We start from the raw sequence: 26,322 nt of genomic DNA on the forward strand, positions 1-26,322 counted from the left end.
AATAAAAGCAACCCCTTTTGGGATTGCTTTATTCTTTATATTTCAAATATATTGCTTATTGAAAGTTTTATATTTTCAAAGCTTGTTAACATTGCTACTCTGAATGACTTTATTATTAAGTCATTAGTAATCTCCTTGTTTTTTTCGATCATGCCTTCTGAGTAAATTTCTATCATATCTAGAGAATAGCTAAGTGCGATCTCAGCCTTTCTCATATAGGCTAGCTCTTCTTTGAGCTTTTCTTTTCTTGTTAGAACTCCTTTTGAAGCCACCCCAAAATAATTATCTATAAAACCCTTAGCTCTATCGTAAATATTAAGACCTTTACACACCATCTCTACGGACACCCTGTCTAAAATTACCAAACTAGCAATATACTCGCTCACATTTGGATTGCTGTCCTTGAATTTAGATAACTCTTCACCTTTAAGCATTACTCCTAAGCTGTTTTTTTCTAAAAAGCGGTGTATTCTCCACTCTGTCAATCCTGTTACTTGCTCCACGTCCTTAACAGTCATATGAGGTACACCATTCAGGTACTTAGGTTCCAGTTCTTTAGGCTCTTCTATCTGGAGTTGTTCAGGCTCTCTAATTCTAAAGTAGCTTTTCACCAACTGCCTTTGAACCTTCCAAGCTAGGTCGTCAGTGAATGACTTTACTAGCATTAGATATCCTGTTTCGGTGACTAAAAACACAGCCTTTGCACGACTGAGTACGAAATTCGTACCTTGTTGTTTTAGTCTTTTAAGTTCATTTCCTATTACCTCAAAGTAGTCTTCACCTTCTATGAAGTGCTTCTTATTTTGACTAAAGTTTCTCTTGGCTGTCCCACTGGCTCTTTTGTGCACTTTATCAATGTCATTAAATGTAACAACTCTTTGGCCTTCCCAAACCTTCACTTCCAATGGCATTTCGTTTACTTGTACTGTATTCATATTAAATTCTCCTTTCGTCTTCTAAGGTCAATGCTGCTGACTTTAGAACTTCGCTTTATTAGTTTGAAAGAAACAACTCAATATGATACAATATTTCATAGAGAGCTATCTCTTGGCAAAACACTCGTGTATTCTTTGGTCGGAAGAACGGGTGTTTTTTATTTTTTGTCATCTTGATTTTCTTCAACCAACTTAGTTATATACTCAACTAATATTTTTTGCATATCTTTTCCTGACGTTATCGAGTATATTTTAAATTTTTGGTGAAGTTCATCATCAAGCCTAACTGTTAATGTTTTTATGTTAATCACCTCCTGCTATATTGTCATTCTATCATTCTAGAATGACAAGGTCAAGGAGTTTTTAATTTATTCACTGGAGTTTTTGTCTTGGACTGTAAAAATAGTTGCGTACGAATTTCGTCCAATAGAAAAAGCACTCTCTCGAGTGCTTTATTCATTATGATTTGTATAGTAACCAGTCATCGCATTCACTATTGCGAAAGGCTCATCGTTTCCTACAACGTACACGTCATAGTAACCATTATCCCAATAACCTTGATCGTAATAATCTATAGTCTTGTTGCTCCACTCTTCATAAAAAGACTTTTCAAAAACTTCTTTCCAGTTATCTTGAATAGGAGCATTATACATCATGTGCCTAGTAAATTTTACTATATCATATCTATCCCAGCCATCTTCTACAAAAGATGCGTATATATCATTTATATCTTCATCCGACAATCCGTTTAATAGAGTTTTGTTCCAGTATTTCTTTTCTTCACTATTCAGAATATAGTGTCTTGCTTCAAAAGCTACATCTCCACCTATTCCGATGCCTGGTATATACTCTCCTACTTCTCCGGTTTCTTTGTCTACACATAGGTTGTAGTCCATAAAGCTACCATATTCTTTGCTGAATACCCCAAATATATAGTAATTCTCTATCGCTTTATAGTTTTTAGCCGCATAACTTTCATAAGGCATATACTTAAATCCTAGCCTGGAATTATCAGACTTTTCATCATTCAATATTTTGTATGCTTCCTCTAGAGATATATTAGCTTCCGGAACTTCATTTAATATAACGTTTTTGTTTTGTCCGTCCCACTTAATATCCAGTCCAAGAAGATCCGATATCATTCTCACAGATACCAACGTTCTGCCGTTTATTATTCGAGGACTGACATCGCCACGACTTATCTCAATATTGTTATAGTAGCTATCTGTCCAGCCATCCACATAGTAGTTTCCAGTGTAGAGTTCGATTTCCACGCCCTCTTTTTCTCCTATGGCGATTCTTTTTTCAGCATTCCAACTTACTTTCATCCCTAAGTTTTCAAATAATGCTCTAATTGGCACCATCGTTCTACCATCTACAATTATAGGCTTTACGTCTAGGTTTATTTCTTGACCGTTAAGAATTATACCGTTGGCCTCAGTATATTCGGCCCCTAGTACAGGTGTTGCGAATGAGAAAATTACTAGCATTAATACAATTAACTTTTTAATTGACATTTCAATCCCTCCTTTGACAATATTATATATCCCTCTCAATTGGAAGTCAAAATACTTCTCTGGAAAGAAGTGTTTTCTGCGTGATATAATTATTCAGCAAAGGAGGTGTTATTATGTCAGAAAAAAGAGATTCTTTTGTAGGCAACTCTAGAAGAGAAGTTCGAGACGGTGCTGGCTCTAAGGATAATTCCAATATCTTAAAGCTAAAACCAAATAAGAAAAAAGACTCTAACTAGCCCGTAGAGTTCTTTTGCTTTAACTTAGAGTGCAGCTCTTCTAAGCTGTACTCTTTAATCAATATGTCCTTATCAAGACTATAGTAAGTACGTGTCACATCGTCCTCATCCAGGTGTTCTTCTATCCATTCCCCCTCTAGTATCAGCTCTTTCTCTTCGTTGTCCGCATGATTCCAGTTCTTGACCAAACCACATGCTATTTGCTTTCCATCCTTGAATATGGCGACTGGCTGACTTTCGTTGTTATTGAACATTATGTTCCAGACATCGTCCTCTTGAGACACTTCACTTAGTCCACGAGACTTCCTTATGACATTTGCCAGTGCCGTCGTATACTTGGGATGTATTATACTAAGCATCGTTCCATATAATACCGAGACCATAAGCATGAGCGTAGTGTACTTCAGTATATTCCATATATCTTCCATATACTTCATCAGTTGAGGTATTGTTTCAATTTCTGTGAGACTTACAACCACTACCAGACTAATCACTATTATTGGAATGCTGTGTAGCAAGGCTATTACGGTCCTCCTGAAATCGGACTTCTCTTTTTCCCCCGAGTTGAGACGCTCATATATGTTTCTAGCTATGAACCCTGGAGCCACAACTAAAAGCATTGCAATATAATTTTCCATAATCAATCCCCCTCTACCTAATGGTATTTCTGTTTACCATATATGTCAATTGCTTATTCAGGAGTGTCACCCCAAACCAAAGCAAAGTTTACACCTAAGTCAAACTCATTTGGCTTGTTTCTTTGAATATTCGGGTCAAGCTTTACGACATGAGCGCTCCCTATATTCAAGTAGCTATGCTGTTCAAGTATATTAAGTCCGCACACAAGAGGTATCGCATTTACTAAGTCCTTTCTTTCTTCATCCTTCAGGCTCATCATCCAGCATTTCTGCTCGGTGTTATATCTTAGAAAGAAGTATAGTTTAATTGCAGCCCCGTCTACTGGGATAGTGCTAGTGAACGTTTGGTTTGGAGACGATGAAACAGGAATTATATACATATTCTAACACCTCGCTTAGTTAAATGCTTTATGCAGAAGACTTTCATCAGCTTCTATAGCTTTCTGATCGCCTTCATTTGTTGAGGAGCTTTTCTGCGGACGCTCCGATATCTTTACAGTAGAAACTTCCGTTACAAACATCTCCTTAAGCACTACTGTAGCTTTAAGAGCGTGTGTAGTAGTGCTATCATCATCAGCAGATATAGTTTCAACCATCATGTTTTTATAAGTTCCGAACTTGGTAGATACCATAATGGGCATTCTTTGAGACTGAAGTTCTTTTAGTTTCAAGTGTGCAGATACAGACCTAGAGCCGTTCCCTGAAAATTGACCCGCTACATGACTTTCCATTACATCACTCATACCTATCTGAAAGGTCAGAACGTCAGCCTCTTTAAATGCGTGGTCTGACACGTTCGCCCCGGTTTGCACGGGGTGCTCTGTAATGTTCAGCTTACTTGTGTGATTGGTAGAAAAGATAGCATCGAATATAAGCTTCTCACTTCCTGTATCGAAGTATGTTTTTGACTTTACAGACCTCACTATTCAAGCACCCCCTGCATATTTCTTATTGTTATTCCTTGCAGCCTTCTATCTATTGCCCTTGAGGTAGATTCAGCCTCTGTCCCGTAAACATTTATTGTATTAGCGTTGCTTATTGAGTTGCTATTGCTTATGTTCTGAGAAGTGCTATTATTGTTAGTCATGTAGCTCTTGGACTCGACTCCACTAGAACCACTTCCATAGTCATTGGCAAAGGACACTACTTTTTCTCCGAATTCTCCGAAGAACTCTTTGCCTTCTTCCCACTTGCTTTTCGACCACTCTCTAACCTTTCCCCAAACCTCTCTCGCTTTATCCTCTATCTTATCTAGGGCTTCACTGGCTCTTTCCCAGTAGTTACTCCATTCGTCACTTATATAAGACATTCCGGTAGCGAAGCTTTCTTTGAGCTCGTCAAAGTCTTCAAGTATACCGCTTATACTTTCAGAGCCCTTTTCTCCGAATGATTGCCACTTGTCCCTGAAGAAAGATATTCCCAGTCCAAAGACAAGTTTCAAGAATTCGAATTTTTGCTTTATTTTTTCTATTGCCTCTGACCCATCTCCTGTAAAGCTGTCTATTATGTCTCCAATTACAGACTTTCCGCCTCTAAGATATGTCAGGAAGTCATCAATAATTGCTATTACAAGAAGGAAAGGAGCTGTCATGGCTATTATCCAAGCCATTATTCGCTTAGCTGTCTTCTCAACCTTATCAGGAGCCTTGTCAATAATATCGAATACACTGCCTAGCAGCTTAAAGAACTTCCATACCGGGGATATTACCTTCCAAAACATCCATATTATCTTCCCAACTACAAATATGAGTCTTAGAAAGCCTCCTATGAGCGTTCCGATAACCTTAGCAACCTTAGGGATATGTTGTATAAGCCAACCATTTAAATCGCTCATATCACCCTTAACCTCTGCTAATGGACCAGCTAGATATTCCAGTATATAATGCCCTATCCACTGAAATAGCATAGAAAGAAGTTGCTTGAACCTTTTGAATTCAAGACCTAGCCCCTGGACAATCTCTAAATTTTCACTGAACTCTGGTGGCAATCGCATCTGAGAAGCGTCTTCTCTCAACTGATTAAATTGTTTCAGCAGCGTAGGACTAAGCCACAAGTCTTCCATTGAAGCCCCAAGTAAATCTAGGGCCTGACTAACTTCTTTAGCAGTTTCCTTGGTAGTCCAGAGTTGCCTTGATAGCTTTTCGTATTTAATATCTTCGTTCGCCAGCTTATTCAGGTATTCTCCAACTTTTTTTATGGCGACTATAAGAGCTAATACGGCAGCTATAATCGCCGCTATGCTCGCAATGGCTGTTAAGGAGAATCCTTTGAGTGCTGGCCCACCTTTACTGATTAGACCGCTTATGCCTTTCTTGAGACCCCCGATTTTCTTTGTCGCAATCTCTGCTGTGGCAGAAAATTTATCATTTATTCCAAGAGTCTTTTCTTTAAAGCCTTTTAGAAATTTGAACAACTCCTTGTAGCTTTCAATATCATTTTTAGCACCAGACTTCTTATTGTTGCCCCCGGTTCTGTCCTTTGCAAGCTCCCCTTGAGCTTTCTTAAACATCTCAAGGTGTTTCGAGCCTTCTTTAAGAGACTTATCTAGGCTTGGAAATAGATCCCCGACTTTCATAGATTTAATCTGAGAAAGAAGCTCCTTGAACTCTTCTGTTCCCGGAAAGAGACTTTCTATATCTATAGACTTTAAAGATTCGGGAATATCCTTTATCTCACTCAGTCCAGGGAATAGGTCTTTTAGGGTTTTAGAGTCCAGTAAAGAAAAAAGACCTTTCAGAGAATTGCCAGTCTCAGAAAAGCCTTTTTTACTAGTCTCATTGAACTCCTCTACTTTTCTTTTGGTGCCGTCCATAGAGCTATTCGCTTGCTCAAAAGAAGTTGAATCTATTCGAAATCCGATTCCAACTAAGTAACTTTTTATTAAGTCTATACTCAAGTCAGATTCACCTCCTCACCTTTGTTCTTGTATTTCCACTTAAAACCATGACCTGTTTTATATATGCCCTTGCAACATTTGCCTATACTATTGTTAAGTTGAGTAACGCCAACCGCAGCACAAGCTTCTTTTATAGAAGAGTACTCGGAAATGAACTCCCCCTCAAGAGATAACTGAATTACAGGAACTTCATTTTTCTTTGAGGCTTTCTTAGCGTTTTCTCTACAAGCCTTCAATCGTTTCTCGGTTTTCAAACTGGCCTTTCCTTTTTCAGAAAGAGGAACTCCTTTTTTAAGCAGAGATAGTTTTCTATTTCTTTCTTCTGATTTGTGAATTCTAGATAATGCCTCCTGATGCTTTTTAGAGTTTCTAATGCTACTAGAAAGTTTTTGACTATAGGCCTTCTTTTCAGATTCAGTCATGGAGGCAAGCTTGTTGCCAGACTTGCCTCCATCCGCAAGATTGTAAAACGTATCTTCATTTACTGCATTATATTTTTCTATCCATTTTATCTCAAGGTAATTTAATTCTTCTTGGGATGCTCCATATTCAATAATGTCTCTTTTGAAATTCTCTTTTCCGTACTTCTTTATAGCTCTCTTAATTAACTTCCCACTCCCCAAATAGTATTCCCATCCCGAACTCAGCTTACGTTGCCCTATATACTTTTTGCCGTCTATCAAGTTTGTAGTTATATATATGAACCCAATTTTTTTCAAAACCAACCCCTCCTTTCGTTACATTATACAATCAATAATCATTGTAAGCAATAACTATTGATTGGAAAGAATAAATATATTAAAATACAAAGAAAGGAGTTGATTATATGCAAATGAATTTGAAGGAACTTTTAGAGAAGGAAGGAAAGAGTGTTTACTGGCTGAAGCACGAAACGAATATAAGTCATGGTACAATATACAAAATGGTGAATAACGAAACTAAGATGATCTCGTTTGATAATCTTGAAAAGATATGCAAAGCTCTAAAGTGCACACCTAACGACGTTTTCGGATATAAGGTCTAATCCCATTAAGTCACCTCCCTCTTAGACGCCTCATAAGCCCTGCGCTCATTTTCGTGAGTGACTTGCATTATTTCATGAGCATCCAATAAGTCGTCTAAAGTATAAGTTCCATCCCATACTTCATGTTGCTTCCACATGCCTTTTATAACCGGTGCGTAGGTGAAGGCTTCTACGTTGCGGAATTCTGCTGGGATATATTCAACCCCTTGAGCATCGAGGCCAAGGGGCTGTCTTCGAAAAAACCCGACACATTGAACACTAGTGACTGGATTGTTAGATTCATTACTAAAGCCGTGTCAAATTCTATGTCAGAGACCTCAAATTCTCCGTACTTATTAAGCACCTGAGCTCCTCCAGATGGGAGTGTTTCCTCTACTCTTTGTAGACAGTTGTCTTGAATATACCTAAACTCCTCTTCTGGAAGGTCAAATAGCGACCCTGCTAGCTCTGTGAGATTTATCTTGTCTATATCAAAGTCTTTAAGGCTATCTGCTTTAACATTCTTTAATATAGGCGTAAGTATTTTAGTTAGCTTGAAAAGCATATAGGAGCCTGTCCTCGCATCTAGCTTATTCAGCCTAAAGCTCCTACCTCCAACCTCTATATCTTTGAAATTTTTACGTTGAACTGTATTATCCATCTAATTGCCTCCTATTTCTCGGTTATTTCTGCGGCCATAAGGTTCCATGTCACATGCTGGCCTTGTGCTTGATAGCTTCTATCTGCAATCTTCTGTGGAGATACACCGGTGCAAACAGTTTCATCGCCTAGGTTTTTGGACGCTATAGTGATGGTCATATTCGCGAATTCTGATAAAGGACCTGCGGACTCCACATAGTTATACCATTTCAAGAGCCATTTATGTAGCTCTGACGTCTGCTGTATCGCTATAGTTATGGCGCCATTCTTTCCAGCTAACTTAGATACCATTACTTCGCCATCCGCACCTACGTCATGTGCTGTTTTGTCTCCTGCCATAGACACTCCTATGCTCCCGACACCAGCACCTGTAGATGATTTGCTCCCCACTTTTGGGTGTGAGAAAGATGCAGTTACATCTCCAAATCCATATACTTTCATTTTATCCCTCCTATCTGTTTACGAATACTTTTATGGCTACTGCCTCTATCGCTCCGGCCAACTTAACAAGGACATAGATAGGCGGAGCTTTCCTAGCCTCTCTATCTTCTTGTGACTGATCATTTACAGAGCCGCTCATTATGAGGTATCCTCTCTCGAGGACATCCCCGGTCTCAACATCTAGTATAGGTGCAGACGTCCATATTCCCGGTGCTATGAACCCTGTTCCCCTATGTTTTTCAAGCGGAGCTCTGATTCTATTCAGCAGATTATCCATCCCTGGGTCGGTCTGAGGTATCTTGCTTGAAGTTTGGAGCCCGTCCATAACTGCCATCTGTATATCGTTGGTCAGCATATCTAAGTTTATTATTTCATCGAAAGGAGTCCCATCGGCCATAACTCCGTCCTCGAACAGATTGTAGACTGATCCTCTATTGATATAGACATTGCAGTTGTTATTCTTGATTTGAACTAGTTGAGTTCCGTTTAGGTCCTCGGTATTTACGCCGACTTCTTTTTTAAACTTTAGCGTGTATGCCGAGCTTGCCGTCTGGGTGTTGGCCCCCATAGCATAACCTATAGCCGCCATTATTGCATGATCTGTTGTAGAGTACTGCCCTATAGTCCTTTGAATTCCTGACTTTTTCAATGTCTCTATTACATTTCCTTCAGCATTTGTGAGAACTTCACTGTCGCTTGTGTTATATGCGTGAGTTGATGGCGGAATAGCAGACTCGATATAATTAGCTACATCTATTATTTCCGTCTTGGTAGCATTACATACATAGACTGTATACCATTCAGCATTAGCTTCTCTACAGGCAGTTACAGCTTGAACAGCCGTCTCACCTATATCATCCCACACCCCGATTGCAACTCTGCTTGGCTTGGGAGTCTGGGAAAAGTATAGCTGTGCTGCTAAATATTCCGGCTCCTCTCCAGTCCAACCATCAGCCTTCATATCTTCCATGCCTGCATAGTTTTTAACCCTTTCGCTTTTTGTAATAATTGTAGAAACTCCAACTATAAGTGCTATGTTGAATTTAGTCCTGACCGAGCGTACAGGGCCTATGTCTACACTTACGTCAACGGCATCTTTAAGGGGTAAAGTTGACATAATACCACATCCTTTTATTTATTTTTCAATACGATTACCTCCGCTCCCGTAATGAACGGAACTTTAGCTTCTCTTATGACCGACTCTGTAAAAGTTGCTGAAAAATCAGTCCTATCCCACCACTGCTTATTATAGAATTCAGGAATTCTTGTTGGCATTGGCACGTCTGTAACCAGGAATAGATTTTGCTTCTTAAACTTAACCATGTATTCATTTGCGAATATATGGCTTCTTAATAAGTCAGCATTGTCATAAGAATTCGGACCATAAAGGGTCCAGTTTATTTTATGTGTTCTAGCATATCCGGTTTTTCTTTTAAGATTATCTAAGTCAGTTTCATCTGTGTCGTATAATATGTTAAGCTCTCTAGCCATACGATTATCTTCAGGAGTAACCCTTAGTAAAACCACATCTTCGTCAATCTTCCAGCTTGGAGCTCCATCTGACTGCCAAGCTATCCTGACTTTGCTCATTTCTTCCTCAGTCGTATATCCAAGCATATGGCATGTTATGTCGAAAAAGAAGTCCTCTATGTCTTTGAGTTTAAGTATTTGGTCTGCCATTACCTACTGTCCTTCCTGACTGCAATAGACTTGTAATAGCCATAGTCCCTATACGGCTGAACAGCATATATCTTGTACCTCTCGCCATTCCATGAAACTTCATCCGAGGTTCCAGAATCACTAGTCACAAATACTTCTCCAGTAGTGAATATAGCTATTTCTCCACCAACTCTGTCCCCCTCGGGTATCATCTCTATGTCCTGGGGCTTTGCAGGGCTCACTACTCCTTGCATGGTTAAAGGGTTCTCCACTTGTTCGAATCTCCCTTTCACCCAAGCTCCAGATTTCCTAAAAAGCTGTATGCTTTGAGATAGTTTCGGATGAAGAATAGCCCTTGAAACATTAATCATGCGTATCACCTCTTCTTATCACGGATATTATGCTCTTCCGTAGCTCTGTAGAGTCTATAAGTGGGTTTTCACTACCCTTTCGTTCTATGGTCAAGGGACTGTTTGGAGGCCAATTGTTCTGTGGGTCTCGGAACCAAGCTCGGGCCATGTTCTCGCCCAATACGCCGACTTTCTCGAGCGCTATCACAGGGTTGTTTCCATCAAGTGCAGCTTTGACCGCTTCGGCCATCTCTTCCGCTATAATCTCTTTTCCATCATCGAGTGCTGGTACTAGGACAGGTCTAGGCGGTGATTGGTACATAGGAGAGCCGTGTTCATGTATATAAAGCTCGTGCGCCTTGCTATAAGGCATAGTATCCACATCTTTCTGCATAGCTTTCCTCATCTGGGAGTCTCTGATCCCGTGTGTGTGGATGTAAAGGAGTTGAGCGTTGGTTATGTCGCTATCATCCCTCTTAGTGTTAGCCTCTTCAGGTATTCCAACGCATACAGTGTTCTGCGCCAACTCCTCTAGGGATTTTTTCAGGTCTTCCGTGAAGTCCTTCTCTAATGAGATATTGACAAAGCCCTTTATCATAAAAGCACCTCCTATAGAACCACCATTCCGCCCTTTCCTACAAGTTTGGCCAAACTCGAAAGCTGTTGTCCAAATTGAGTAGACCTCCAAGACGCCCAACCACTTACACTTTCGGCCACTACACTATAGTCAGTGCTTACTGATACATCTCCTACTGAAACAGAAGTGTCTAATCCTAATGACTGCCCAGCCTCTAAAATTCCTGCTGCTCCACTATTCGGGTCAGCAGTACTCTGCATGTGCAAGTGGCAGAAATGAGCTGTGAACAAAGCCATTCCAATCCTCCACCTACTGTGCCATCTGACTTCTTTTATAGACGCATCTGCTAAATCGAGATACATTTGAGCTACAGCTTGAGGAACCACATGGTTTCCCGAGTCATCAGGTCCAAACTGAGGATACATTAAGTAAAAGTCTTCTAGTGTAAAAGGAGGATTGGCGCCAGTTTTTATATTACTGGCCCCTCCGATTATTCCGTTTATAGACATATAAAATCACCTACTTCTCTTCAGCAGGCGATTCTTTAGTTGCAGGCTTTTTGTTAGTTGCAGGCTTGCTATTTTCAGCCTCTTTCTGCTGCAATTTATTCTCTATAACTTGGATAGTGTTATCCTTTTGAGCCAGTTTGAATAGCATTGTTTCAGCAACCCAGTCTGGGACATCCTTTATTTCATGGTGCTTTATCTTAACTTCCTCTTCGCCTCTAGTAAATAGAAGCGATCTTGTAGCCATTACTCTCATTGTTATTCCCCCTCTATATTCCGTCTACATACAGTGCACATTGGTGATATAGGAATTTTACTTGTCCTATATTAGCCACATATGGCGTATAGTATGCTAGATCTTTTGCTGAAGTCTCTGTGAATGACCTCATCATTGGCACAGGGATGTCTATGCACACTCTGTTCTTGGCATTAACATAGGCTACCATTCTGTTCGTGTCTCCAGTTCCTGCTCCAGTACACCATCTTGATGGACTGATTACTAGCTCCACGCCTTGATTTTTAGCTATATTGTTTTCTAGTAGATAGTTAAGTAGAGACACATTCCCTGCATCACTAACCTTTCTACTAACTAGATATGAGTACTCTGAAGGCGGTATCAATATATGATTCGCCATACCACTTAAGTCATACTCAGAGTCAGCCCAAGTTTTAGTAAGTGCTTGGTTTATATCATCCAGTATCTCATCTGGAGTCTTGTCCTTCCAAGTTGTCTTAGTGCTTGCTCCAGCTGTAGCGGCAGTAGCTGTTATTGCCGGATTGTTTACCAAGCCATATACATCATCTTCAGGAAGTCCTTCGTAGACCATTTGATCTAGTGTCTTGTTGTAGTTTAGCTTTATTCCATTATCCAGTATCTCATTTAGAGAACGGCCTATCTTTTGAAGCTTTTGTTGATCTATGAAAGGAACTTTAAGCACGTTGCTCCACGCATATACTTTGAACACGTCCTTGCTTACGTCTCCTTGAACTATAGGAAGGTTATTTGTCTGGCCTCTCATGAGTCCGTGCTCGTTTCCTCCCGTAGTTCTGTAGTCAGCAAACATATTGGACGTAGACTCTACCCATCCACCGCCAGTATTTGCGACTATATCCCTTGGCCACGTTACTGATGTAAGTGGTTCGTTTAACTCCATATCTCTTTTTTCTAGCTCTCCAACTAAGAATGCCATTCCACTATCGACAGATGCTGCGTCCATAGCTATGGCCCCTTGTCCTAAGCTAAGCACTTGTGAGTCAAAAGATTGAACTCTAGTATTTCCGAAACTCTTCATATGCTATCCCTCCTTATATTGACCTGTTTAGTATAGTTATTTCTGCAACTCCATTAGCGTCAACTTCTCCGGTTGTAAATCTTACTCCAGAAAGCTCAACTGTGTTCGTAGTATCTGGCGCAGCTTCAAAGCCACCTATCACTCCGGCAGGGATAGCCACATTCTCGGTTATACGTATATATACCTTCCCGTTTGGAGTAGGTGCTCCTGCATTGACCTTTACAGACATGTAGCCTCTGGTTAAGATGTCGGTTCTTTCTTTATCCAGGTATCCAGATGTCGAAGTATCAACGCTTATCGCTTGTTTAACCTCTCTGACTGCTATTCCTACAAAATCAGCCGCTGTGTCACTTGCTCCAAATGCAGAAACTGTATTATCACTATTCAGAACTACCGGAGCTCCAAATCCTATTTCTCCAGTAGAAAGTTTGTTTTCGACTATAGCATCTATACTCCTAGATATCGTTCCTGGATATCCGTAGTTCAACTTCTTTCCTATCGCTGATCCTGGCATATTAGTTTCCTCCTTTTAGGTTTGCGTTGTATTTTTTAGCTATTTGGTCTCCGAGGTTTTCTAAGTGTGCAGTCATATCTTGAACACTTCTTTGATTACTTGCATTGTCTACTGCGCTTTGTTTTTGAGATTTTGCTATAGCAGAATACGTGTTTCTCCCTTTTGGAGCCTTTGTAGCTTTCTTGTACTCCTTAAGTAGAGAGTCACAAGCCTTCTTTCTCTCTCCTGCGTCTGGTATTGCAGCTATAACAGGCTTTATAGCTTTGAGTGTAGCTACCCAAGCTTTGCTGTCTGTTACTGGATTCGTAGGTCTATCTTCTGGATCCGAAACATCTCCTTCTTCAAGATCGCCATCCTCTGTCTCCACTATTTCAGACTCTTCACTATCCTCTATCTCTTTTATAACTTCGTCTATAGCGTCTTCTGGACTCGTCTCCTCATCCTTAGCTGTTACTATAGCTTCTACTATTGAGGTTAGTTTGTCGATCTTATCATTTATAGCTGCTATCTCGGGAGATGCGACCCCTTCGCCGTTGTCATTAGCTTTCTCTCTTGATTCTACTTCTTCATCTTCGGCTCTTCCCTCTTCAGCCATGTCATCTACAACTTGAGCTATGTCTTCAGGTTCAGCATCCATCGCTAAATGTTTGAGCCCTATAGCCGCTAGGAATTTAGTTGTTGTAGAAGGTTTTTTTCTAGGCATTTTTAGTTTACTCATATTATCACCCTCGCTTTCTTTACTTTTAGAATCTTTTATTGACACTCTGTGACCTGCTCGTCCAGCTTCAACCACTGCGACATGATTGCCACGTATATTGGTTTGACTGTATGTCCCATCATCATTTTTGACGTATATACAGTCGTATCCAGACGACACTTCACGCTTACCATTTTTGATATCCTCTATGAGTCTTCTCTCGTGAATAATCAAGTCCGCAAGCATAAGGTCTGGTTCATCTTTACTTCTCCTTACATTCTGGACAACTCCCTTGGAATACCTCTGAGACGTTTCGGGAGTCAATAGGTCGGGCGGATGTTCATTTGTCACTATCTTGCCCTCAAACGAGGCCAATGTAGCCTTGCTGAAAAGTTCATCCTCATTTCTATGGACTTTGATTCTTTCCTGTCGCCTCTCTGTGTCCCCTATTTCGGCTCCCAGATATTCCATATGACCAGTACGTCCTATGGGGACATTCCGAGCTACTAGGTAGCCCTCTGGTGTCTCCGCTATGTTGTTTGATATTTTACTTGCAAAATAAGCTATCCCATCGTTTCTTCTCACCTCCTTAAATAGACATAAGAAAAGCAACCTGAGTGTTCAGATTGCCTTTATAAAGCCTATTTACATTATGCTTTCAAACTCTTTTCGGGTCATTCTCTGTATCTGTCCGCCATGATAAACCTTAGCTGGGAATTTAACAGTCTTTAGATTCACTATTGGCTCAGGGATAGCAGCGACAATTAAATATATCGCCAGGCGCATAGTGCCCATATGACTTTTCTCCTTTGAGCGCCTCTGGGTCAGGTGGATCATTCCAGTTTACAAGTACGTCATTCATATGCCTGTGACTGCTCCTCACACGGCTGTCTTCAGACGTCTTCCATACATACCACCTAATACCCATTCGCTCGCTTCTAGCTTTAGTAAGGGCTGTCGAGGCTTTACTGCTCTCTGTCCTAGCTATCAATGTAGCTCTGCTCTTGTTCAGCTCAGGAAACTTCTCCTGAAGGTCCTTAGCTATATCGGTATGTCGCCTTCCTTTCTGGGCTTCTTTGGCCACATACCTAGATACATATTCAGTCATACTCTCTGGAATGGTCTTTATGAGCTTGGAGTTTTCTTTGACTATCTCCCGGAACACATCCCCTACTTCTGTTCCCATTTCATTCTTTAGGGCTTCGTATATTTCCTTTCCTTGACCATTCACCTTTGCAGCTTCTCTCCAAGTGCGTCCAGCGTCTGTGAATACGTGTGTGGCCATTTTCAGAGCTGTAGTTTCGGCGTGGTCCTGAAATTCTTTTGTTTGAGTCAAGCTTTTTAAAACCCCTATCATGCTGAAGGGGTCTGTAATCCCTATTATGGCCTTTTCTACGAACTTGAATATCTTCTTTAATGACCTAGCATAGGAGCGCTCTATGCGTCTCTTGGGTTCCCACAAGCTACGCTTCATTGCTCTATACCCCTAAGGTAATTTTCCACTATAGAGCTTCCTGTCTCCGGCATATCCTCTCCAGCGGTATCAAAGTCATCATCAGCTTTGTCTATATCCTCTGCGGTTATATTTGTGAACATTCCAGTGGTAACACTCATTTCCTTGAGTTCCTTTAGGGCCACCTTCTGGCTCAATATGCCTGCATTGAACACATTGACGATAGAGTTGACTTTCTTGTCCACTATGTTTGCCAGTTCGTCCTCAGACTGTTCTGCTATAGGATTGAACTCATAGTCAAGGTCATCAGGGATGTACCCAAACTCACTCATCGCCATAACTGGAAGTAGCTTGTCTAGTGCCGGCTCCAATTGCGAAGCTTGCTTTTGTCCTACCATGTCGTAGTAGTTCTGCATATCGCTTTCACCTGTGGCACTCAGTCCAGCAGGGCTTCTCCCAAATAGCTTAGTAACCGGTATCTCTGCCGCACCCGATATGTCCAGCATGAAGTTCTGGTATATGTCAGATAGCCCTGAAAATGAGTATTGTATGGTATGGAAGTCATCGTCCTTATCCATAACCTGTAGTCCCATATTATTCAGTAGTTGATTTTGCTGTGACAGGGTAGTATATAGCTCTCTCTGTGATTGTTCATCACCCATAGCAAGCATTTCTCCAAGGTCAGCCATCTTCAACACTCTGATATTTGCTAGGAATACAAGTTGTGCTATATTCCAACTAGTGTTATCCCTTTTCTTAAGATCATCGAATACCATTTCTACTTCGGACGCTCCCCAGTGCATTTCTGCATATCTTTCCATTAAGGGAAGTTCTCTTCCAGTAAACCTAAGTACTCTACTGTGATGCACCCTCATTGCACTTCCATTCTCCAGATTCCACTCGTAGTACTCTGGATAACCGAACTCCGGACTCGACACATCCTCTATAGTTTCACTAGAAGGATATAGACCTGTCCATCTATCAGCTACTATCAGTCCCTTGAAGCTTCCAGGCATTATCTCATCATAGTTAAGCGGCTCGTCCAATATATGTTCGTGGCCCTCTATTATCATTACAGCTCCGGAACCACCATATAGGCGACACCACTTTAGAGCTTTCAGAATATCCCTTTTAACTCTAGTTCTTCTCTCTAGCCTCTCGAAACGCTCCACTTCTCCTGGCTCTAGTTGAGTCTTCAAGTCTATCCAGTTCTTGCACATGTCTTCCGGTATACAGTCTATAATTTTCCGTACAATCCAATGTGAGCGATATAAGCTGTTCATCAAACCATAGTTCTGTGTAAGTCGAGTATTTGGATATTCTGTGCTCTCTAATAAGTTTGGCGTTCCAGTACCAAGTCTCGCAAGAGTATTCATAAAAGCGTCTGCTGTGTAGCCACTCATTTGTTCCTTTGGTTTACTGTCTACAGCTTTCTGCATCTGCTTTTCAGCCATTTTCTTATTTCTCTTTCGACTCATACAATCCCTCCTTTCTATCTGGCTAATCTTCTAGGTTTTACTACAGTCTTGACGTAATAGCGTACAGCATCACAATTGTGAATAATGAAACCACCATTAACACTGTAGTTATGGTGGTTTTCGACTTGCATATTATATACATCTTCTTTCCCGATGTGTTTTATGTTTTTTATTTTTGTGCATTTATACTTCTTAGCTTTCCTCTGCATTTTCTTGAACATGTTTTTGATTTTGAGTATTTGTATGCCGAGTAAATATTTCCACAAATAACGCACGTCCTTTCATTGTTATCAAGTCCTTGTTTTCTCCTCCATGCTGATTTACAGTTATTGGAGCAAAACTTGTTTAATCTAACAGTTGCTTCAAACTCTTTTCCGCAATTGTAGCATGTATACTTTTTCTTGGCGTAGAGTTTGTCTTTCATTTCCTCATAATGAGATTTGTGCCACTCCCTACCCGCTTCAGACTTATGCCACTCGATGGCTTTCGGCCTAGCTTTTTCATTAAGTATTTTTGCCGATTCCTTTCTTCTCTCTTCATTTTTCAAAAAATCATCTGCGTGTATTCTCATATGTTTTTTATTTGTAAGTAGTTCAAGATTTTCTATTTCATTACATAGCTTGTCTTTGTTTTTATGATGAACCTCATGCCCCTTCGGGATTTCTCCATTAAAGTATTCCCACATATAGACATGCAATCTTTGTCGCTTATTCCCCTTGGTAGGTCTAGCTGCAAGATAATAATTAGTTTTTTCATCTCTTGTGAATGTATGACCATTAAAGTATGCATGTTTTTTATCTTCATCATATTTGACCATAACTTCAACTCCTTTTTTATATCGTATCTCATTGTATCAGTAATGGTCTTTTATATCAACTATGCAATCCTCCAAAGTTAAATCTTTTACCTGTATCCAGCCTCGATTCGTCAACACAGGGTGATCTTCAGTGGCTTTTATATACCGTCCATCTTCAAGTTCTATTTCAAAAACATCAGCATCAGATTTCGTCTTACAAACATCGTAATATCTAGATGATGTGGTAATTCGCTTCTTTTCATCGAAGCAATATACAGTTCCGCTTTTCCCAACCAATTCAGATATTTGAATCTGTCCCTCGGTAGTATCTATCAGGGTATCTCCTGTTACACAAGCGTGATCTGCAACTTTAACCGGCTTCTCTTCTCCACGTTGCGAAGCCTTCTCGTCCCACACGTAACTCAATACGTCTCCTATAGTCCTTTGACACTTAGATTTGACCATCTTTATCTTTCCTTGACCTATCATAGTCGAGGTCATTCTGATGCCGTCTAAGACTTCGTTATCCGCCGCCTTGACTCTTAGGCCCCTACTCCTTATTTCAGCCTTGAATGAAGCGGCTGATGGGTCCAGTATTATCGCTGTCGGGCTTGGCCCTTCATTTACGAATGCCACTAAGTCGTCTGCATATTGCCTGTCTGTCTTTTGGGCCATCTTTTCTTTTGAGTCATAGTAGTACTCTCTAGTAACCCACGCTATATCTCCATCATCGTATATATCCAAGAATACCGTAGCATTGGAGGTACCATAGTCTATTGCTATATACCGCCTAGCATAACTCTGTATAGACATCGGCAATTCATTCTCTGCAATCTCATTAACCTCCGGGTCCCACATATCAAATATGGCACCAGAAGCAACAGACCATAAGCCAAGTATGTAGCGCTTGTAGAATACCCCTCTATACATGTTTCTGTAACGCTCTTTTATCCTCTCTGAAAGAGATAAGTTATCATCCATGGTGAAATGCAGATAAAGTAGATTTTTCTCCTTTGCTTTCAATATCCAGTTTTGATTGAACCAATGCATAGGTCCATCTGGATTGCAGTTGAAGAAAAACTTACTTCCTTCTACAGAACAACGTCCAGTACCCTGATTGACAAAGGACTCAGGCATAAGTGCCACTTCGTCAAAAAGTATACCCGAAAGAGTGATGCCCTGTATCAAGTCCTGACTAGCCTCATCTTTCCCGCCGAAGATGTAAAAGTAATTAACCTTTCCACCCTTGCTTATCTCTATGTAATTGTCTGTTTTTTTATCTGTGTACCTGTAACCTCTGCTAAGGAGCATAAGCCTTAGCCAAAACCATACATTTCTTCTGAAACTTCCTACCGTCTTTCCACACATAGCAAAATTCTGATTTTCAAAGTTATCCATAGCCCACATAACATAAGACAGCCCCATTGAGACTGTCTTTCCAGATCTGATTGCTCCATCTGCTATTATTCCGTCTGCTTCCTTGGCCGGACTGCTCGGCATCCAGAAAGTCAGCACCTTCTTTTGCTTTGTAGAGAAAGGTTTGAACTTGAATATAGTCTTATTTTTAGCTTTCTTCATCTTCCCATATCTCCTCTACTCTGCCACTAAGAGCCTCTATGAATCCATCGTCACCGAGCTCTTCTATCTCTCCCGTAACCTTAGCTTTGTCGAGCTCTAGCCTGTCTTGAGATATCCTTAGCTTCTCTTCATCTATCTTACGCTTGAATTTGTCAGGGAACAGGTCAAAGAATAAGGCTAGTTTATCGAGTGCCTTCTGCCTATCTTCTAGCTTAATAGATACGCCATTCCTACCTTGCTTGATTTCACTTATTAGAGAGCCGTCCACTTCAAAGCTGCTCTTTATCTTGAGGTAGTCCACCTCGACCTCTTTAGTACCGCCCGATGCCACTCCTACTTCAATCAACTCTGTCCCGAACTCTACAAAGTCCGTCATGTCCGAGAACGCTGTTTTTATATACCTATCCAGTATGTCGTAGTCGTCTATAAGCAAGTCCTCCGCTATAGCTCCTTTGAGTTTCTTTATCTCAGCTCGAACCTTAACATTCCTTAACAACCTACTGCCTTCTGCATGAGCACTGTCTGGAGCATACCCAGCTCTTTTTGCTGCCATGGTTGCATTACGGTTTCTTATGTAGTGCAAACAGAAAGACCTCTGCATTTCAGTAAGTTCATCGTTTTCTTCCATAACTACTTCTATAGCTTTTCGAGGAGTAACGACCTTTTTTTCTTCCTTCTCAACCTCAACCTTTTTTGACTCAACCTTTTCGGTTTTGGTTTTTTGGTTTTTTGTTTTTGGTTGAGTTGGCTTAGTCCAAGGTTGACCTCTATCTCTATCCTGCTTCGCCCAGCTCTTTATAGTCCCTTCGCTTACTCCATACTTCTCTGCAAGCTTTTTGAACGTTCCTTCTCCAGACTCATAAGCTTCTCTTAAAGTATCCTTCTCTATCACATCTCTTCACCACCTCTACTTTCACGCACGAAAAAAGACACCCTTCCGAGTGTCTTCTTTACCTATATATTTCTCTCCTGTGACCTATATCTATGACGAATATCTTTATCTCTCCGTCGTCTATTTCAGCTAGTATCCTGTAGTCCCCAAATCTATATCTCCAAAAGTCTCCTAGATCACCTTTCAAAGCTTTCCCCTTTATTCTTGGGTTCTCAGTTCCTTGAAGGTTCTTTTTGATAAAGGACATTATCATCGCACTATCTCGCTTATCCATCTTCTTTAGAATCTTAAGCGCTTTGTCGCTGATAACGACCTGGTACTCTTTCATTAAAGCCCCAATTCTTTTTCTACTTCGTCTAAAGAGTAGAACTTAGTGTCTTTTTTGTTAAGGAGATACTCATTATAGGCTTTAACGTCTATTTCATCTTCGATTTTCTCGATTACAGATTCCCTCACAAGTTCAGAAATAGTCATGTGCTTTACTTTTGCGTACTCACGTATTAAATCATTATCTTCATTGTCTACTCTTACAGTAATAACAGCCATCGTCATCGCCTCCTTGTAATACAATTGTATTACACAAAGACTCTCATGTCAAGAAAAGAGCCTTTCGGATCTCTAGTCTATTATCTCCGGCTCAACTGGTATCCACATCTTAGGGTTGTAGTTCAGTGAGTATTGGTACTTGTCTACGTTCTTGTAGTCCTTCTGCTCCACTACGTAAGTCACATTGTCGCTCAAGCCCACAAAGTGCTTCTGATAGGACCCATCCGAGTTCTCTACGATAACCTCCAATTGATTATCTGTTGTGTCTGCTGTTATGGACATCTTGCCCGTCATCTGAAAAAGTACGTCCCCTTGTATGCAGTTCATTACTGTAAGCTGTCTAACCACGTTAAAGTTGTCCGCCTCTTGAGACAGGTTGTATGACACCCTGTCCGATTGACTCTCATTTACGCATCCCACTAGCGATACCATTAATCCTGTCGCTATAATTGTAGCTGCTAATTTCTTTTTCATTCTCTTTCCTCCCTAATCCCAAACCTCTATTATCATACAAGGCCCTGTACTCTCTGTTTCTATAGTCTGTCTACGTCCGTCGTCTTCATAAGTAGTCTTGATACTGTACTTCTGGTGTGGCTCTGCCATTCTGGCCGATACCGCTTCTCTCCTTATGAGTTCCTCCATCAAAGCTTTTGTACTTATGCTGGCTAAGTCTATTTTTATCGCACTATTGATTATTACTTCCACATCATAGCCTCCCATGTAAAAAGAGCACCTTTCCGGCACTCTACTTTTTAGTATACTTCTGACTCGTCACTTCTCTAAAGCATCTGCCAAACATACATGTCGCACTTTCTACGTCTGACCATCTAGCCCATAGACAACTACTGCACTTATGTTGCTTCTGTCTGTCTCGTGCTGTCATGTATATCTTCTGGCGGGTCTTTCTCATTTCTTTATTAATACTCATTCCTTGTCCTCCTATCAGTTATGAGGAAATCTTATGTACTCTCGGGGATAAACCGAAACTTCCCGAGCCCCAGCGTCCTGGAGTTTTTGTTTCCACCATCTTGTGGTGGCTGCCCGTTCATTTAAGTATCGGGCTCGGTCCTCTTATGATTGCTCGTATAGAGCTCTGTTGTTCGGGATGGCAGGAGTCGAACCTGCGCAACATATTCCTCTACCACTGAGTTACATCCCTATTGGCCTTACATGCGTAAAAAGTGGCCCTTTGTCCACTCTTTCTTCAATGCCTATGTACTGGCCCTTTCAGGCCATATGGTTAGGGGTTAATCATTGAAAACTTATCTATGGACTTATATGGGCGGAGTTTGTGCATCATATCTTGTTTGCTTCTCTCGCCCAATGCCTATGTATATGTTCCGGATCTAAATCCTTTCGGCAAACTCCCCGGAATTGTTTGTGAAAATAAATTTAAGAAAGGAGGTGCGTACCGGCAGATATCCATACACACTTTATGTTAACTACCTATGTTTCAGTAGTTATACGCATTGCCGGTTGTTGAGCCGGCCTATTAAGTCTCAATATCTTGGGGAAAATGGACTTATTTTGGCTTTTCCTTTTCAGGCAATCCCCCGGCCAGGGTTTAGAAAGACTTCTGTATTTAGCGAGGATCCGTAACAACACTATGGGTAGTCCGACAGTTCCCCCTCGCCATACTAATATCTTACTACTTATATTGTTTCCCGTCTTGGCATTTACTTGTCATCTTAACTTTATTTTAGAAGAAATTCTAGCTATATGGTCATAAGAATATCCTAGCTCATCCGCTATCTCCTCCAACTTCTTTCCTTCCAACAGTTTCATTCTTCCAACCTTGTATTCTAGGCCTTTTAAGTCCTTCAACTTGTTTCCTATGTCGTATCTAGTTGCTACCAAGTCTTCCAGCATACCCTGATAATTCTCTATGGCTCTTTCCGTTCTGAATAACTGGTCGTGATATGTAGCTACATCCATCTTGTGAGTATCCCTTATCTTTTCAAGTGCATAGTACTGCCTCTTTAGTCGCTCTATCTCCATCTCTATAACGTCTTTCTCTACGTCTAAGTCTTTCGCTATCTTAATCGCTACCATAATACCCCTCCTAGTCTATATCCTCATGTTTTAACCCCAGTTCCTTAAGGGTCTCTCTATCCACCTTGATTCCGTATATCTTGTATTGCTCGAATATGTGAAGCTCCCCTTCTGAGTGCACCCTGTTGTGCCAGTCTCTAGAGAGGGCTATCAACTCTAGATTGCTGTGGTCTATGCTCTTCCTGTCCCTTCCCATGCCTACACGGCTTCCAGTGCAGTGGTGAATGTCTACCCCTGTAGACTTTCCTGTTATGCTGCACCTGCGGTATTTGATGCACCCCCACAAGTACCTATCCACATCTTCAACTCTGGTTATTGCCCTATCAGCTAGTGGTATGTTGTGTTTTAAGACAAACTCTATGATGTGCGATATAAACTCCCTGGCCACCGTTACGCTGCAATCCGAGAGAGAGAAGTTCTCTCCCCCAGTAGTAGCGCAGTAGTCGTATTTCAAGTACTCTTTTAAATAGTCTGGGTCGTCTCCTGTATAGTCGCAAATATCTCTTATACATGCGAATATCTTTTTGCGTTGTTCTATCGTAATAGTGCGCCCATCGTTGATCTTTATCTCAGCGTCTACAGCATCCCCAACTTTCCGTCTTGATATTATAGAGCCTACTTGCTCCCCTGGTATTCGGAGTAACAGATCCGTTCCTTCGTCTGTCTCTCGTACTCCTGTTATTTTCGAGAAGTAGTGCATTCTAGGCCCTCCTCTTTATTTCATTTATGACCCTCTCTATAAAACGACTCATATCACTACTGAACAACTCGTACTCTTCAAACCCATTAATGATTTCTAGCTGTTTAAGGAAGTCGTCTCTAAGTTTCAGCATAGATACTCCGTCTTGCGCACGTTTTACCAAGTGCTCTGCCTTTATCCAAGCTTCGTTTCTAAGAACTATACTCCCCCAGGCATCGCCATATATAAATTTTTTACCCTTGTTCTTTCCAGCATACTTATTAGCCATGTAGTCTAGTGGCGCTCCAAATTCTTCCCGAGGAACTTTCATAGAGCCGCTGAAGTAGTCTTTATGATTTATCCAGACATCGTCTCCAACTAGGAATATTGGGCATCTGCATTTTTTAGGGATATAGTCTGCGCTAAAGCTACTCTTTATGCCTTTCAACTCCTTGGGCTTTGTTAACTTAGTCTCTCCGTATATCCTCAGGCTATGGAGCGAAACTTCTATCATGGCTCTTTCTCCCCCTACTTCCCAATCTCTTTGACTCTTCCGCTCTCTCTGTTTACTATCTCCATCAGGTCCGGCGTGTCCTTAGTAACAAGCCACTCTCTGCAATCCAGTCCTTCGTCTGTCATTAGCTGCTTTTGTCTCGCTGTTGGTTTCTTTCCGTGTTTCATTTATTTTCCTCCTCTTCATTTTCTATGCTCTAAGCGTCTTACGTACTCCTTATGACCTGTTTCTGCATCCCAGTAATGCCTATAGCTCTCTACCACCACAAAGTCTTCTCCTCCATCTATTGATATCGAGGTATAATAACCGTTCCCTCTTAGTAGATCCCTGTCCTCTATAGTTTTTACAACAACTCCATCTCCTAAATGGTCTGTCGCTATCCTAAATGTCATTCTTAGCATTTACTCCACCTCTCCTTTCAACCAATCCAAATACCTCGTATACCTTTCATTTTCATAACCATCATAGCCCCATTCTTCTATCCAAGAATCTAGCATACCCTTAGCTTGCTGTTCAGCCGTTTGATCCAGTCCCTCTATCATGTTGAAGTGTTCGTATCTTTTGATTTTTCTCACTACTCCACCTCCAGCATTTCTTTGTTCTCGAACACGTTCCCGACAACTTCAAAGTCCTCATACGTCTCGCCCAGTGTGTATTCTGGATCTTCTCCCGGCTCCTTTATCATAAAAGCTCCTTTGTGGAATACCACTTCCGCTAGTATGCCTTCTCTGCCATCGTAATCCGGCTCCTTATATCTTTCTAGCAGCACGTCCCCCTCAAATATTCGCACTCCGTTTTTGTCTAGGAGGCCCGTGTATTGCATTATTGGAGGGTTAGTGTCCGAATTGCTCGACATCCAAATGCTATACTGCATTGCACAGCCATCGTTTTCAAAATAAAACTCATCGTCTCGAGGATCTCCGTATCGCATTTTTTTGTTTTGTTCATCCCACGCTCTAAACTTAATCTCTCTCATTACGCCTCCTCCTCTATCTCTATCTCTATCTCTACAAGCTCCATCAAGGCGTAATTTGCAAGATCCACCAAAGTGTCTACTATGCTTTCATCTGCAACCTTTCTCTCCTCGCCTTTTAGAAGTGTCTTCAAACGCTCTAACTTGTCGCTCAGTCGTATGACTATCGCTTCTGGGTATTCCTCTCTCGTCTTGGTGAAGCTGTTCCCGTAGTCGCTGTTCTTTCTCCTGTACGTGTCGTTCAACCTGTCGCATATGCTCTGATGTATCTCTGGTCTGTTGTATTCCATCTCTATTCCTCCCTATTCTCAACCTTAATTCGCCAGCCCGTTATCGCTATAGTCACTATCATTATGCCCGTCAGTATCTTTAATGCCATTAGCCACCTCCATGTCTTTGTCTATGGCTTTCATAAGCCTATCTATCCTCTTATCTCCAAATCCGAATATTCTCTTCAGAGCACTTATAACTGCCCTTATTCCGATATCAAATCCTGCGTTAAATCCTCTGTCAAAAGCATCTCCAGCACTCCCATCTATGATTGCTTTGAATTCTTCAATCGTCAGGTCCTTGACATTCTTTTTCATTTTCTTTAGTTGTCGTCTTTCCTCTGCTCTGCTAATCCCCATACCGCACCTCCTAGGCCTAACACGTCTTCCTGAAATTGCTCCTCGGCCTTAATTGTCCGCCGTATACCATCCTCTCTATCTTTCCTCGAATCGACTGCGCCGATCTGTTTATCTTTCCCCTAATTGCATCTGGTTGGTATCCCTTTTCATACATTTCAGATAGAATCTCCACTTCTTCTTCAGTCCACTTGTTATGGTTATACGCTTTTAATGGTCTTTCTCTCAATCCCAAGTCCATTATCCTTCTCTTAATCGCTCCCTCTGTTCTATTCAGACGTTCCGATAATTCTCTATATCCGTATCTATATTGTCGCAACATCGACTTAAGTATCCCATCATCCTCGACAGTCCAGGGAGTCCTCTTGAATTTTGCCATATCATTATCAGCTTTTCGCTGCTCTTTCGCCCAGCCTGGTTCCGCACCCAATGCTCCAGGTTCCATCTTGCTAAAATCTATTAGTGTCCTGTTTTTCTCTGCCCATCTCCAAAAGTCCTCAACCTTCACCACTTTGAAAGAGCACTGGTCCACTCTCTTTCTCCTTATAGGGAGTCCCTTCCTTTCCCACTGGTCTATGGTGTAGTTCCCACCATTAGCATTTCCGTTTCTTAAGGCAGTTCTGAGTAGGTTTAGTGTGATATAGTCTCCGCACTCTAAAAATGCAGTGAGTCCTATTTTATTAGCCTTCAGCTTTACGGCTTGCAAGCTCCTATCCAGTTTTTTCGCTATGCTTGGTATCGCTACAGTTCCCCAAGCACTTTCCAGGTACTCGACTTCTTCTTTGCTCCATTTTTTATTCGTAATCTCCACCAT

General features: G+C 41.1%; 43 protein-coding genes and 1 tRNA gene. 2 read left to right on the plus strand and 42 right to left on the minus strand.

Features of this window, described 5'->3' with window-relative positions; all coding sequences use genetic code 11:
• Positions 1-35: 35 nt before the first annotated feature.
• The 3 genes from EUAN_RS04130 to EUAN_RS04135 all read right to left on the minus strand — a co-directional run bounded on the left by EUAN_RS04130 (position 36) and on the right by EUAN_RS04135 (position 2,452).
• Positions 36-935 (minus strand): ORF6N domain-containing protein, encoded by a 900-nt coding sequence (locus EUAN_RS04130; protein WP_071061984.1) that lies wholly within the window; start codon positions 933-935, stop codon positions 36-38.
• Positions 936-1,093: 158 nt separating this feature from the next.
• A complete protein-coding gene (locus EUAN_RS12600; protein ID WP_169817336.1) occupies positions 1,094-1,246 on the minus strand; it encodes a hypothetical protein in 153 nt (50 codons plus the stop codon).
• Positions 1,247-1,387: 141 nt separating this feature from the next.
• The gene (locus tag EUAN_RS04135; RefSeq protein ID WP_071061986.1) at positions 1,388-2,452 is read right to left on the minus strand and encodes a copper amine oxidase N-terminal domain-containing protein; all 1,065 of its coding nucleotides are present in this window, start codon (positions 2,450-2,452) and stop codon (positions 1,388-1,390) included.
• Positions 2,453-2,565: 113 nt separating this feature from the next.
• On the opposite strand from EUAN_RS04135, the gene EUAN_RS12930 reads away from it, so the two are divergent.
• Positions 2,566-2,688 (plus strand): hypothetical protein, encoded by a 123-nt coding sequence (locus EUAN_RS12930; protein WP_281182076.1) that lies wholly within the window; start codon positions 2,566-2,568, stop codon positions 2,686-2,688.
• On the opposite strand, the gene EUAN_RS04140 is transcribed toward EUAN_RS12930, so the two are convergent.
• From EUAN_RS04140 to EUAN_RS04160, 5 genes are all read right to left on the minus strand, one after another.
• Positions 2,685-3,326, minus strand: coding sequence for a DUF6338 family protein (locus EUAN_RS04140; RefSeq protein ID WP_071061987.1), 642 nt, complete (start codon positions 3,324-3,326; stop codon positions 2,685-2,687). The genes EUAN_RS12930 and EUAN_RS04140 overlap by 4 nt on opposite strands.
• A gap of 53 nt (positions 3,327-3,379) precedes the next feature.
• The gene (locus EUAN_RS04145) at positions 3,380-3,706 is read right to left on the minus strand and encodes a phage baseplate plug family protein (RefSeq protein ID WP_071061989.1); all 327 of its coding nucleotides are present in this window, start codon (positions 3,704-3,706) and stop codon (positions 3,380-3,382) included.
• A gap of 15 nt (positions 3,707-3,721) precedes the next feature.
• Positions 3,722-4,249, minus strand: coding sequence for a phage baseplate protein (locus tag EUAN_RS04150; protein WP_071061990.1), 528 nt, complete (start codon positions 4,247-4,249; stop codon positions 3,722-3,724).
• A complete protein-coding gene (locus EUAN_RS04155; RefSeq protein ID WP_143000703.1) occupies positions 4,249-5,835 on the minus strand; it encodes a phage tail family protein in 1,587 nt (528 codons plus the stop codon). Before EUAN_RS04155 ends, EUAN_RS04150 begins: the two co-directional genes overlap by 1 nt.
• 383 nt (positions 5,836-6,218) lie before the next feature.
• Positions 6,219-6,941 carry a hypothetical protein gene (locus EUAN_RS04160; RefSeq protein WP_071061993.1) on the minus strand — a complete coding sequence of 241 codons (723 nt, stop codon included), beginning with the start codon at positions 6,939-6,941 and terminating at the stop codon, positions 6,219-6,221.
• Positions 6,942-7,054: 113 nt separating this feature from the next.
• Here EUAN_RS04160 and EUAN_RS13030 point away from each other — a divergent pair, with 113 nt between their 5' ends.
• Positions 7,055-7,246 carry a helix-turn-helix domain-containing protein gene (locus tag EUAN_RS13030; protein ID WP_211266282.1) on the plus strand — a complete coding sequence of 64 codons (192 nt, stop codon included), beginning with the start codon at positions 7,055-7,057 and terminating at the stop codon, positions 7,244-7,246.
• 5 nt (positions 7,247-7,251) lie between these two features.
• Here the strand turns inward: EUAN_RS13030 and EUAN_RS13035 are convergent, their stop codons facing one another.
• From EUAN_RS13035 to EUAN_RS04310, 34 genes are all read right to left on the minus strand, one after another.
• Positions 7,252-7,383: a DUF6889 family protein gene (locus EUAN_RS13035; protein WP_425388411.1), complete on the minus strand. Its 132-nt coding sequence runs from the start codon at positions 7,381-7,383 to the stop codon at positions 7,252-7,254.
• Positions 7,384-7,415: 32 nt separating this feature from the next.
• Positions 7,416-7,886 (minus strand): phage tail assembly chaperone, encoded by a 471-nt coding sequence (locus EUAN_RS04170; RefSeq protein ID WP_071061997.1) that lies wholly within the window; start codon positions 7,884-7,886, stop codon positions 7,416-7,418.
• Positions 7,887-7,897: 11 nt separating this feature from the next.
• Complete coding sequence (locus EUAN_RS04175; RefSeq protein WP_071061998.1) at positions 7,898-8,326, minus strand: tail tube family protein; 429 nt, start codon at positions 8,324-8,326, stop codon at positions 7,898-7,900.
• 10 nt (positions 8,327-8,336) lie between these two features.
• Positions 8,337-9,443 (minus strand): DUF3383 family protein, encoded by a 1,107-nt coding sequence (locus tag EUAN_RS04180; protein WP_071062000.1) that lies wholly within the window; start codon positions 9,441-9,443, stop codon positions 8,337-8,339.
• Between the two features lie 14 nt (positions 9,444-9,457).
• Positions 9,458-10,006, minus strand: coding sequence for a phage neck terminator protein (locus EUAN_RS04185; RefSeq protein ID WP_071062002.1), 549 nt, complete (start codon positions 10,004-10,006; stop codon positions 9,458-9,460).
• Positions 10,006-10,356 carry a hypothetical protein gene (locus EUAN_RS04190; protein WP_071062004.1) on the minus strand — a complete coding sequence of 117 codons (351 nt, stop codon included), beginning with the start codon at positions 10,354-10,356 and terminating at the stop codon, positions 10,006-10,008. Before EUAN_RS04190 ends, EUAN_RS04185 begins: the two co-directional genes overlap by 1 nt.
• Positions 10,349-10,933 carry a hypothetical protein gene (locus EUAN_RS04195; RefSeq protein WP_071062006.1) on the minus strand — a complete coding sequence of 195 codons (585 nt, stop codon included), beginning with the start codon at positions 10,931-10,933 and terminating at the stop codon, positions 10,349-10,351. Before EUAN_RS04195 ends, EUAN_RS04190 begins: the two co-directional genes overlap by 8 nt.
• 11 nt (positions 10,934-10,944) lie before the next feature.
• Complete coding sequence (locus tag EUAN_RS04200; protein WP_071062008.1) at positions 10,945-11,421, minus strand: DUF4054 domain-containing protein; 477 nt, start codon at positions 11,419-11,421, stop codon at positions 10,945-10,947.
• A 10-nt stretch (positions 11,422-11,431) separates the two neighbouring features.
• Positions 11,432-11,674 (minus strand): hypothetical protein, encoded by a 243-nt coding sequence (locus EUAN_RS04205; RefSeq protein WP_071062010.1) that lies wholly within the window; start codon positions 11,672-11,674, stop codon positions 11,432-11,434.
• Positions 11,675-11,687: 13 nt separating this feature from the next.
• Complete coding sequence (locus EUAN_RS04210; protein ID WP_071062012.1) at positions 11,688-12,710, minus strand: DUF2184 domain-containing protein; 1,023 nt, start codon at positions 12,708-12,710, stop codon at positions 11,688-11,690.
• A gap of 13 nt (positions 12,711-12,723) precedes the next feature.
• On the minus strand, positions 12,724-13,224 hold the full coding sequence (locus EUAN_RS04215) for a structural cement protein Gp24 (RefSeq protein WP_071062013.1): 501 nt from the start codon (positions 13,222-13,224) through the stop codon (positions 12,724-12,726).
• 1 nt (position 13,225) lies between these two features.
• Positions 13,226-14,506: a DUF2213 domain-containing protein gene (locus EUAN_RS04220; protein ID WP_211266275.1), complete on the minus strand. Its 1,281-nt coding sequence runs from the start codon at positions 14,504-14,506 to the stop codon at positions 13,226-13,228.
• A gap of 160 nt (positions 14,507-14,666) precedes the next feature.
• Complete coding sequence (locus EUAN_RS04225; protein WP_084655699.1) at positions 14,667-15,395, minus strand: phage head morphogenesis protein; 729 nt, start codon at positions 15,393-15,395, stop codon at positions 14,667-14,669.
• Entirely contained in the window at positions 15,392-16,852 is a 1,461-nt protein-coding gene (locus tag EUAN_RS04230; RefSeq protein WP_071062015.1) for a phage portal protein, read from the minus strand. Before EUAN_RS04230 ends, EUAN_RS04225 begins: the two co-directional genes overlap by 4 nt.
• Before the next feature lie 14 nt (positions 16,853-16,866).
• The gene (locus EUAN_RS13040; protein ID WP_084655700.1) at positions 16,867-17,073 is read right to left on the minus strand and encodes a hypothetical protein; all 207 of its coding nucleotides are present in this window, start codon (positions 17,071-17,073) and stop codon (positions 16,867-16,869) included.
• Positions 17,022-17,669: an HNH endonuclease signature motif containing protein gene (locus EUAN_RS04235; RefSeq protein ID WP_071062016.1), complete on the minus strand. Its 648-nt coding sequence runs from the start codon at positions 17,667-17,669 to the stop codon at positions 17,022-17,024. Before EUAN_RS04235 ends, EUAN_RS13040 begins: the two co-directional genes overlap by 52 nt.
• A gap of 36 nt (positions 17,670-17,705) precedes the next feature.
• A complete protein-coding gene (locus tag EUAN_RS04240; protein WP_071062018.1) occupies positions 17,706-19,226 on the minus strand; it encodes a PBSX family phage terminase large subunit in 1,521 nt (506 codons plus the stop codon).
• Positions 19,213-20,118 (minus strand): terminase small subunit, encoded by a 906-nt coding sequence (locus EUAN_RS04245; protein WP_071062020.1) that lies wholly within the window; start codon positions 20,116-20,118, stop codon positions 19,213-19,215. The genes EUAN_RS04240 and EUAN_RS04245 overlap by 14 nt, the downstream gene beginning before the upstream one ends.
• A gap of 58 nt (positions 20,119-20,176) precedes the next feature.
• A complete protein-coding gene (locus EUAN_RS04250; protein WP_071062022.1) occupies positions 20,177-20,446 on the minus strand; it encodes a type II toxin-antitoxin system RelE family toxin in 270 nt (89 codons plus the stop codon).
• The gene (gene relB / locus EUAN_RS04255; RefSeq protein ID WP_071062024.1) at positions 20,446-20,664 is read right to left on the minus strand and encodes a type II toxin-antitoxin system RelB family antitoxin; all 219 of its coding nucleotides are present in this window, start codon (positions 20,662-20,664) and stop codon (positions 20,446-20,448) included. Before relB ends, EUAN_RS04250 begins: the two co-directional genes overlap by 1 nt.
• Positions 20,665-20,736: 72 nt before the next feature.
• Positions 20,737-21,138 carry a beta-sandwich lipoprotein gene (locus tag EUAN_RS04260; RefSeq protein WP_071062026.1) on the minus strand — a complete coding sequence of 134 codons (402 nt, stop codon included), beginning with the start codon at positions 21,136-21,138 and terminating at the stop codon, positions 20,737-20,739.
• 12 nt (positions 21,139-21,150) lie between these two features.
• Entirely contained in the window at positions 21,151-21,369 is a 219-nt protein-coding gene (locus EUAN_RS04265; RefSeq protein ID WP_071062027.1) for a BC1881 family protein, read from the minus strand.
• A 40-nt stretch (positions 21,370-21,409) separates the two neighbouring features.
• A complete protein-coding gene (locus EUAN_RS04270; RefSeq protein WP_071062029.1) occupies positions 21,410-21,592 on the minus strand; it encodes a hypothetical protein in 183 nt (60 codons plus the stop codon).
• Positions 21,593-21,764: 172 nt separating this feature from the next.
• Positions 21,765-21,823, minus strand: a tRNA-OTHER gene (locus tag EUAN_RS12610).
• A gap of 524 nt (positions 21,824-22,347) precedes the next feature.
• A complete protein-coding gene (locus EUAN_RS04275) occupies positions 22,348-22,716 on the minus strand; it encodes a hypothetical protein (RefSeq protein WP_071062030.1) in 369 nt (122 codons plus the stop codon).
• A 10-nt stretch (positions 22,717-22,726) separates the two neighbouring features.
• Positions 22,727-23,416, minus strand: coding sequence for a putative HNHc nuclease (locus EUAN_RS04280; RefSeq protein WP_071062032.1), 690 nt, complete (start codon positions 23,414-23,416; stop codon positions 22,727-22,729).
• Position 23,417: 1 nt separating this feature from the next.
• Positions 23,418-23,909 (minus strand): hypothetical protein, encoded by a 492-nt coding sequence (locus tag EUAN_RS04285; RefSeq protein ID WP_071062034.1) that lies wholly within the window; start codon positions 23,907-23,909, stop codon positions 23,418-23,420.
• A 14-nt stretch (positions 23,910-23,923) separates the two neighbouring features.
• Positions 23,924-24,076 carry a DUF6906 family protein gene (locus EUAN_RS12615; protein WP_169817338.1) on the minus strand — a complete coding sequence of 51 codons (153 nt, stop codon included), beginning with the start codon at positions 24,074-24,076 and terminating at the stop codon, positions 23,924-23,926.
• A gap of 15 nt (positions 24,077-24,091) precedes the next feature.
• A complete protein-coding gene (locus EUAN_RS04290; protein ID WP_071062035.1) occupies positions 24,092-24,310 on the minus strand; it encodes a hypothetical protein in 219 nt (72 codons plus the stop codon).
• Entirely contained in the window at positions 24,311-24,484 is a 174-nt protein-coding gene (locus EUAN_RS12620) for a hypothetical protein (RefSeq protein WP_169817339.1), read from the minus strand. It abuts the gene before it with no gap.
• Positions 24,484-24,885, minus strand: coding sequence for a YopX family protein (locus EUAN_RS04295; RefSeq protein WP_071062037.1), 402 nt, complete (start codon positions 24,883-24,885; stop codon positions 24,484-24,486). The genes EUAN_RS12620 and EUAN_RS04295 overlap by 1 nt, the downstream gene beginning before the upstream one ends.
• Positions 24,885-25,172 carry a nucleotide modification associated domain-containing protein gene (locus EUAN_RS04300; protein ID WP_071062039.1) on the minus strand — a complete coding sequence of 96 codons (288 nt, stop codon included), beginning with the start codon at positions 25,170-25,172 and terminating at the stop codon, positions 24,885-24,887. Before EUAN_RS04300 ends, EUAN_RS04295 begins: the two co-directional genes overlap by 1 nt.
• Positions 25,173-25,196: 24 nt before the next feature.
• Positions 25,197-25,511: a hypothetical protein gene (locus EUAN_RS04305; RefSeq protein ID WP_071062041.1), complete on the minus strand. Its 315-nt coding sequence runs from the start codon at positions 25,509-25,511 to the stop codon at positions 25,197-25,199.
• A gap of 16 nt (positions 25,512-25,527) precedes the next feature.
• Complete coding sequence (locus tag EUAN_RS04310) at positions 25,528-26,322, minus strand: hypothetical protein (protein ID WP_071062042.1); 795 nt, start codon at positions 26,320-26,322, stop codon at positions 25,528-25,530.

Origin of the sequence: Andreesenia angusta (assembly GCF_001855385.1) — a bacterium.
Classification (GTDB): Bacteria; Bacillota; Clostridia; order Tissierellales; family Gottschalkiaceae; genus Andreesenia; species Andreesenia angusta.